Source organism: Legionella quinlivanii (genome assembly GCF_003265995.1).
GTDB lineage: Bacteria > Pseudomonadota > Gammaproteobacteria > Legionellales > Legionellaceae > Legionella_C > Legionella_C quinlivanii_A.
This window is the reverse complement of record NZ_MVJN01000003.1, coordinates 410491-417498: the sequence shown is the minus strand read 5'-3', so window position 1 is coordinate 417498 and position 7008 is coordinate 410491. Positions and strand designations below refer to the sequence as shown.

Sequence of the window (7008 nt, the reverse complement as noted above, 5' to 3'; positions counted from 1 at the left end):
AAATTTCTCTGACTATATTCTTTACTTCTCAAGCACTCAAATCTCTTCAAGCGCCCACACAGTTTGTCTTCATCTTCTTAATCAACTCGCCCCGAAGGCGTGATGCGTATTCTACGGATTTCGCTTCTCATGTCAAACACTTTTTGCAAATTTTTTTGTTTTTTTTGCATTAAGTACTTCTCTCTGTTTATTGAAAGAACCACTTGGGTTAGCATTGACACATATGGAATTAAATCATGCAGCCGCATCGGTTTTTGCTTATGCTGCTTTTTATCAAACGCAAAAATTCATTATATACCAACCCCGTCAAATGAGCAATATTTGTACAGACAATTTGCAAGCCCTCTACAAAACACTTGATCTGTCTCTTTGAAGAAAGCTACTTTATCCATTAGCTTCATAAATAAGGAAGGTTATGGCCTGGTTCACTTTAATACTTGCAGGACTGTTCGAAATTTGTTGGGCAGTTGGACTTAAATATACGGATGGTTTCAGCAAGTTGCTCCCTTCAGCACTCACAGTATCCGCTATGGCAGTCAGTTTTATCTTATTAGCTTCCTCACTCAGGTCCTTACCCATTGGTACCGCATATGCAATCTGGACTGGCATTGGTGCAGTCGGCACTGTTATCTACGGCATCTGTTTTCTTGATGAGCCTGCCACTCTCATGCGACTTTCATGTATTAGCCTGATTATAGTTTCTATAGTTGGATTGAAGTTAAGCAGTCACTAGCCTGCTACTTTTGTGAACATCATGATCTTGGCTTATACTTAGAGAAAGCTTTGTAGCCAAGGACGAAATCATGAAGAAATTAGTGCTAACCGGTGCTTTGCTTGGATCCACTTTATGGCTGTCTGGATGCACAGTAAGTCAGACCACTTATACTACTCCTTCTTACAACCAGGACTATGTATATTCAGTAGGCTATTATGGATACAGACCTTACTGGGGCGGGTCTTATTATAACAGTTATAACTGGGGCCATCCTTATTGGTCTAGCAGACCTTATTGGCGTAACGCATACTACGGACCCAGAGTTAATAGGTGGCACTTTCGCCGCTGGTAACTGTTAATGCTGGAATTACATTTAATTCCAGCATTAGATTTTACATTGAGGGGATAACTGCTGAACCGCAGGTTTGCTCAAGATGATGATTAAAGTGTTCTGTTATGTCTTTAAAGGTTTCTGTTGCAATATCTGACATCGTTTCTAGCGAATTCAGTACAAAAACCTTGTATTCATTTCCTGAACTTTTCTCAAATACCGCATTGAGCATTTCTGGTAATTGATTCAGTGTTTGATTGAAAATTGTGCCTTTATCCTTGCTTACGCAAGCTACTTTCTCAGCCCCCGCAGTCGATGTGTACTTAAAGAGCAGCTCATCATTCATGCTATCCATAGCCACTGCCTGCCGATATAAGAATACGCAGCAAGAGAGGTCCCTGGTTCGCAGTGAGTCTGCCAAATGTTCCAGTACTTTCGCTTGATAAGCCTTATCATAATGCCTCATCTGCTCTAATACCTTTACCAGCGCATTGGTTACATCAGTTACCTTATGTGCTCTTTCTCTTTGTTGTTCAGGAGAAGGTGATGGCGTTCGTCTATTACTTCCGCCAAAGAATAAATTATCCAGATTTGAAGAAATACTCTTTTCTGGTAAGTTCGGATTAATCAATGGAGCATGAGTCTGCAGGGTATTGCAGGAAGTGCCTGGCGCAGCTAATCCTACCAGGAAATCTACGGCGTCAGAACTATTCAGCAAAGAATCCTCTACAATCACAGCGTTGGTATGCAAAACGTTCCTTTTCTTGCTGAGCGGGAGATCTTCTCCTCCCTTTTCATCGATCGCACCCTTTCGTTTTTTTGCATATTTTTCCTTCAGGCTTTTTTCAGCTTCTGTTTCGGATTCAGTCTCATCTTCAGTCATTGAATCACCATCTCCATACAGAACTATCTCGTCATCATCGCTGTCTGTATTTCCAACAAGAGGTTCGTATTCAAAACTTTCGGTAGATGAGTCTAATTGCAAGGCCTTCTTATTCTTGCCAGATGCAGGATCTGCAACTAATGCGCGAAACTCTTGAAACCTGCTCTCATGCATTTTCTTTTCTTTAGATGTCGTTCCTTGGGGGTAACGGATCGATGAGTCAGCGAATGCCTTAATGCTTTTCATCAGACCATCACGTTCCACTCCAGGTTTAGCTTCGCTGCTCACATCAAGCGCAATTTCAAAAAGTTCAACCAAATAAGGCATATGTAATGACGCAGTCGCTTTCTCAAGAGACAACAGGTTTTGTTTTTTTAAAATACTAATTATTTTTCTGAATTGACTGGCTGTTTTCGTCTCATCGCCAGCCAGATGATAGGCTATCTTGACATCGAGAAAGTGATGGTAATAAGGAATTTGCAAAGAAGCATCGGCAAGATAATCAAAACCTCTATTTCTCCACAAGAAAACAGTGTCCATGTTGACGTTTTTTGCAGTCTTTCCTCTAGGTATGTCGCCTTTTACGACAGAGAGATGCCAGTCCGCAATGTCGATCATCCGTGCAGCTAGCGTCAACCAGGTTTCATTGACCTTTTTTTGCAGATCATCAGAGTTCAACGTATACACAATGTCAGTGACTTGTTTTAAATTAGTAACAGGTTTCTGCAATTCTTCCCAGGCTACATCATACGAGCGGGGATTATATTCAATATGAGCAATCCTTTCGCACTCAGACATTAACACTTCACATATATCCTCTACTTTCTTTATATTTTCTATTGTTTCTTTGGACTGTTTAGTTTTAGCTTTCTTCATTTCTTACACTTGTTACAATAAAAGACCAAGCATTATACCTTGAGGCTTAAATTTAGTCAAAGTGTTGAAATATTCTATTTTTCAAGCCAGTTACAGCAAGCTGCTTACTATAGATAAGGGGAATTGGACAAAAAAATCCCCGCTAGGAACGGGGATTACTCTGAGCTTGATGAGTTTTTAAAGCTTAGGCGGACTGCTGGTCGTATCCTTAGCAGATGGCAATCCAAGCTCTTCTTCAAATTTTTTAATAAGCTGCTCATCCAATTCGGCCTCGGAAATCAGCTTTTCCCATGCTTTTAGCTTGTTTTTTAAATACTCTAACATTTTCTCAATTTGAGCCTTAAAAGCTTCCGGCTTATTTGCATATAACTTGTTGAGTCTGACAATAAATGTAATCAGGGTATGGGTAAAAATATCCTCGCCCTCACATTCATAATCCTTTTTATTTTTATGCAGCTTAGGGTGCATCGCGCTCAACCTGAGCATCGCATTAATAATTTTATCATTCTTTGGATGTATCGCCAGAACCTGTCGGTATAGATATAAAGCGATAGCAGGTTGATTGGTCTGCCTGGGCTCTAGCATGAAATCCGCCATAAATGATAAAACAATAGGCTTGAAGGATGACGTTTTAGCTTTTGCAGTAAAACTGTTTAAAACCTTCATAAATGCCTGCCCCACTTGCTGCATATCAGGTTTTTGGATTTCAACGCCCGGAGCTGAAACAGGAACGGGGCTGGGAGTCTTCCTGGTAAAAAATCCTGGAGCGCTGCTTGAAGAAGAAACCGATTGCTTCTCCTGTGCTTGCATCAGTGACATACTATCAGCAAAAAGAATCACTTCTTCTTCAATAACTGAATCTGTATCAGGTGTTTCAAGGCACACTTCGACAACTTCAACCTCTCTGCTTCTCTTATTGGCAGGCGAACTTCCAGTCTCAGAATAAGTGCTTACGTCTTCGGCTATTGAAGCCGCTTTTCTTTTTTTCCTGGCTGTATCCTTATTTATAGTCAGGGTTATTTCTTCTTCGTCATCCACTATAACAATCACCTCTTCGACCTCTTCAGAAGATGTCAGTGATTCACTGCCTCTCGATGTTTCAAAAACGGGAACACTATCCTCTTCTTCGTCAGTATCAGAATCGAAATGAACTTGATCAAAATCAAATTGATCTTCTGGAGTCTCTTCTTCAATTGGAATTTTTTCCAAACGTCTACTACTAATGAATCGGCGCGGCTCAATGACCAGCTCAATTTCCTCTTCCTCTTCCGCAGCAACGCTTACAGGGAAGGTTTGAGTGGTTTCATCCGAAAATTTTTCCAGATTATCTGCAAGTCTGCTTTCAAAAATATTCAGCCAGCCTTTTAAACTTTCTGCTTCATCTTCATCATCTGCCTTACCCGGGAAAGAAGCGGAACTTGCGAATTTCATTGCTGCTTTAACAATTGCACGGCTTAGTCTTTCTTCCGGGTATTCTTTTGTCGCGCACAGACTTACCGCAAAAAAGCACAGTCGTTCTTCGGGAGTAAGGCTGGATTTTGTAAGAAGCTTATGTACTCCAATCAGCTTAAGCATGCCCAAAAGATTTTGCCTTTCTTTTGAAAGCTCATAGCGATCCCCTAGAATTTCAAGCTTCAACAGGAAGGCATTAAAACCTATCTTCAACCCATGCTCATCCAATAGAGCTATGGAATAATCGACCCACTTCAGCGCGTTATCCAGGAGAATGGTCTTATCCGCTGCATCTTCCGCTTCTCCACAACTCTCAGAGGCTTTACCACTGGTTCTTTCACAAAAAGAAGCGCTAAGCGTGATAATTCTGGCGATCTCTGCCTGCTTTTGGTTTTTTTCACCAAATCGTTTGGCCGCCTTTAGAAGCATGCTGGAAATGGGCTGTATTAAACTCAAAATGGGATCATATTCTTCACTAACAAAACTTGCTTTTTCGTATAGATTAAAATAAGAAGTCAGTAAATATTCACTTACCGCTAAATAATCTTCATACCAGCCATCCGGCACCCTTTTATTAAGTCCCGACTGTCTATTCTTTACAGAGTTGAGCTGCTCAAGCATGACTTTAAATTTATCTGCTGCTTGCTGATAGGTTCTCGGCTTATATAACTTAACTGCACTATCCCATTCTGCTGCCTTGATATACTTCATATTTTTCACTTGCTTGCTAAATAGAGCAAATATTTTACCTCATGGCAAATATTAAGTCAAAATGATGGTTTTGTGCAGAAATTGCTTTTTCATTAATGTTCTTTGCGGGATGATTAATACAATTCGGGGATAGAACAGTGCCATCCTGGCAAAATCTGTGAATTATGAATGGATTTCCAGCCGGCGCGCATAGGCGTAAACTTAAGAAGAATCCTTTATCCCAAGCTGGGAGAGGGCGAGGGTTGATTTTTAAGCCCTCTCTAACTCTCTCCCTGAGGGAGAGAGAGGATTTTAAGGAGAAATAGCCCGAGAAGACTCTTTTCTCTCGAGCTGTAATGCAGGAATATTATTCTTTAGCGCGGGAAACGTATTCGCCTTTGCGGGTATCGACTTTAATCAGCTCACCCGTTTGTATAAATAATGGAACACGTACCACCGCTCCCGTTTCGAGAATGGCCGGTTTACCGCCGCCGCCAGAGGTATCGCCACGGACACCCGGATCGGTTTCAGTGATGGTCAGGACGACAAAATTGGGAGGCGTTACCTGAATGGGTTCGTTATTCCATAAGGTGACAATGCAAATATCCTGCTCTTTAAGCCATTGTTTGGCTTCTTCCAGCGGCTCTTCTCCGATTGCATATTGCTCGAACGTATCAGGAACCATGAAATGCCACAGTTCACCATCGTTATATAAATATTGCATTTCAACATCTGTCACATCGGCAGATGGCAGGGTTTCACCCGATTTGTAAGTGCGTTCAACCACTCGACCTGTTTTTAAATTCCGAATTTTTACTCGGGTAAACGCCTGGCCTTTTCCGGGTTTAACAAATTCACAGTCAACAATGCTGCAAGGCGCACTGTCAACCATCACTTTCAATCCATTTTTAAATTCATTGGTGCTATAAATAGCCATTCGGACTCCACAGTTGAGATTTTGTTGCATTTTCGTTAGAGTTCGCGCAGTTTATCAATTTTGAATCATTAATGCGAGATGCCTTTGTGAGTTGGCAAAAAATTTTAGCGCAGGGATTTGCCTCATCCAGTGAGTTGTTGCAGTTTCTGGGCTTATCAGCTGTTCAAGGCAGTACGGCAGCAGAAAAGCTCTTCAAAACCCGAGTACCACGCGGTTTTGCGGAGCGCATGAAAAAGCATGACCCTGAGGATCCTCTTTTGCTGCAAGTTCTGGCCAGTGAAGAAGAACTGCTTGAGGTCGATGGCTATCAGAACGACCCTTTGCAGGAAAACAGCAGCAATCCGCTCACCGGATTATTGCATAAATATACCGGGAGAGTTCTGCTAACCTTAACCGGCACTTGTGCGGTCAATTGCCGTTACTGCTTTAGAAGGCATTTTCCCTACCAGAAAAATAATCCTGGCCGCGAAGGCTGGCAGCAGGTCATTGATTATATAAAAGGAAACTCCAGCGTTTCTGAAGTTATTCTAAGTGGCGGCGATCCCTTGCTGGCCTCCAATACCGTTTTGAGCTCAGTGCTTAAGCAGCTGGATGAAATCAAACACGTCACCACTGTACGCTTTCATACCCGAATTCCTATTGTATTGCCGGAAAGGATTGATGAGGAATTTTTATCCATCTTAAGCTCATTGCGGTTGCAAAAGGTGATAGTGGTTCATTGCAATCATGCACAGGAGCTGGATGAAGCGGTTGAATCAGCCTGCCGGCTGCTGCAGACATCGGGTTGTCATCTGCTCAATCAGTCGGTTTTATTAAAAAAGGTTAATGCCGATGCAAAAACTTTAGCCGAGTTGAGTCAGCGCTTATTTAGTTGTGGCATATTGCCTTATTACCTGCACATACTCGATAAAGTAGCAGGAGCCGCACATTTCGATCTGCCGCAGGAAAAGGCATTGCAAATTTTTCGAGATCTGCAAACCTTGCTTCCCGGATATCTGGTACCTCGTCTTGCAAGGGAGGACGCCGGCAAAGCCAGCAAGACCCTGCTTATTAGCAGCTAAAAAGAGAGTGTTCTTCGAACTGTCATGCCATGTCATTTTGGAGATCTCTCACTGTGTTCGAGA

At 42.0% G+C, this 7008-nt stretch carries 5 protein-coding genes; 2 read left to right on the top strand and 3 right to left on the bottom strand.

Features of this window, described 5'->3' with window-relative positions:
* Positions 1-415: 415 nt before the first annotated feature.
* Positions 416-733: a quaternary ammonium compound efflux SMR transporter SugE gene (gene sugE, locus B1207_RS05605; protein ID WP_112219003.1), complete on the top strand. Its 318-nt coding sequence runs from the start codon at positions 416-418 to the stop codon at positions 731-733.
* 374 nt (positions 734-1107) lie between these two features.
* Here sugE and B1207_RS05595 read toward each other — a convergent pair whose 3' ends face one another.
* The 3 genes from B1207_RS05595 to efp all read right to left on the bottom strand — a co-directional run bounded on the left by B1207_RS05595 (position 1108) and on the right by efp (position 5884).
* On the bottom strand, positions 1108-2805 hold the full coding sequence (locus B1207_RS05595; protein ID WP_112219001.1) for a hypothetical protein: 1698 nt from the start codon (positions 2803-2805) through the stop codon (positions 1108-1110).
* Positions 2806-2982: 177 nt separating this feature from the next.
* The gene (locus B1207_RS05590) at positions 2983-4968 is read right to left on the bottom strand and encodes a hypothetical protein (protein WP_112219000.1); all 1986 of its coding nucleotides are present in this window, start codon (positions 4966-4968) and stop codon (positions 2983-2985) included.
* Between the two features lie 346 nt (positions 4969-5314).
* Positions 5315-5884, bottom strand: coding sequence for an elongation factor P (gene efp, locus B1207_RS05585; RefSeq protein WP_058506305.1), 570 nt, complete (start codon positions 5882-5884; stop codon positions 5315-5317).
* Between the two features lie 53 nt (positions 5885-5937).
* Between efp and epmB the strand changes: the two genes are divergently transcribed.
* Positions 5938-6945 (top strand): EF-P beta-lysylation protein EpmB, encoded by a 1008-nt coding sequence (epmB, locus tag B1207_RS05580; protein WP_301182684.1) that lies wholly within the window; start codon positions 5938-5940, stop codon positions 6943-6945.
* The last annotated feature ends 63 nt before the right edge of the window (positions 6946-7008 follow it).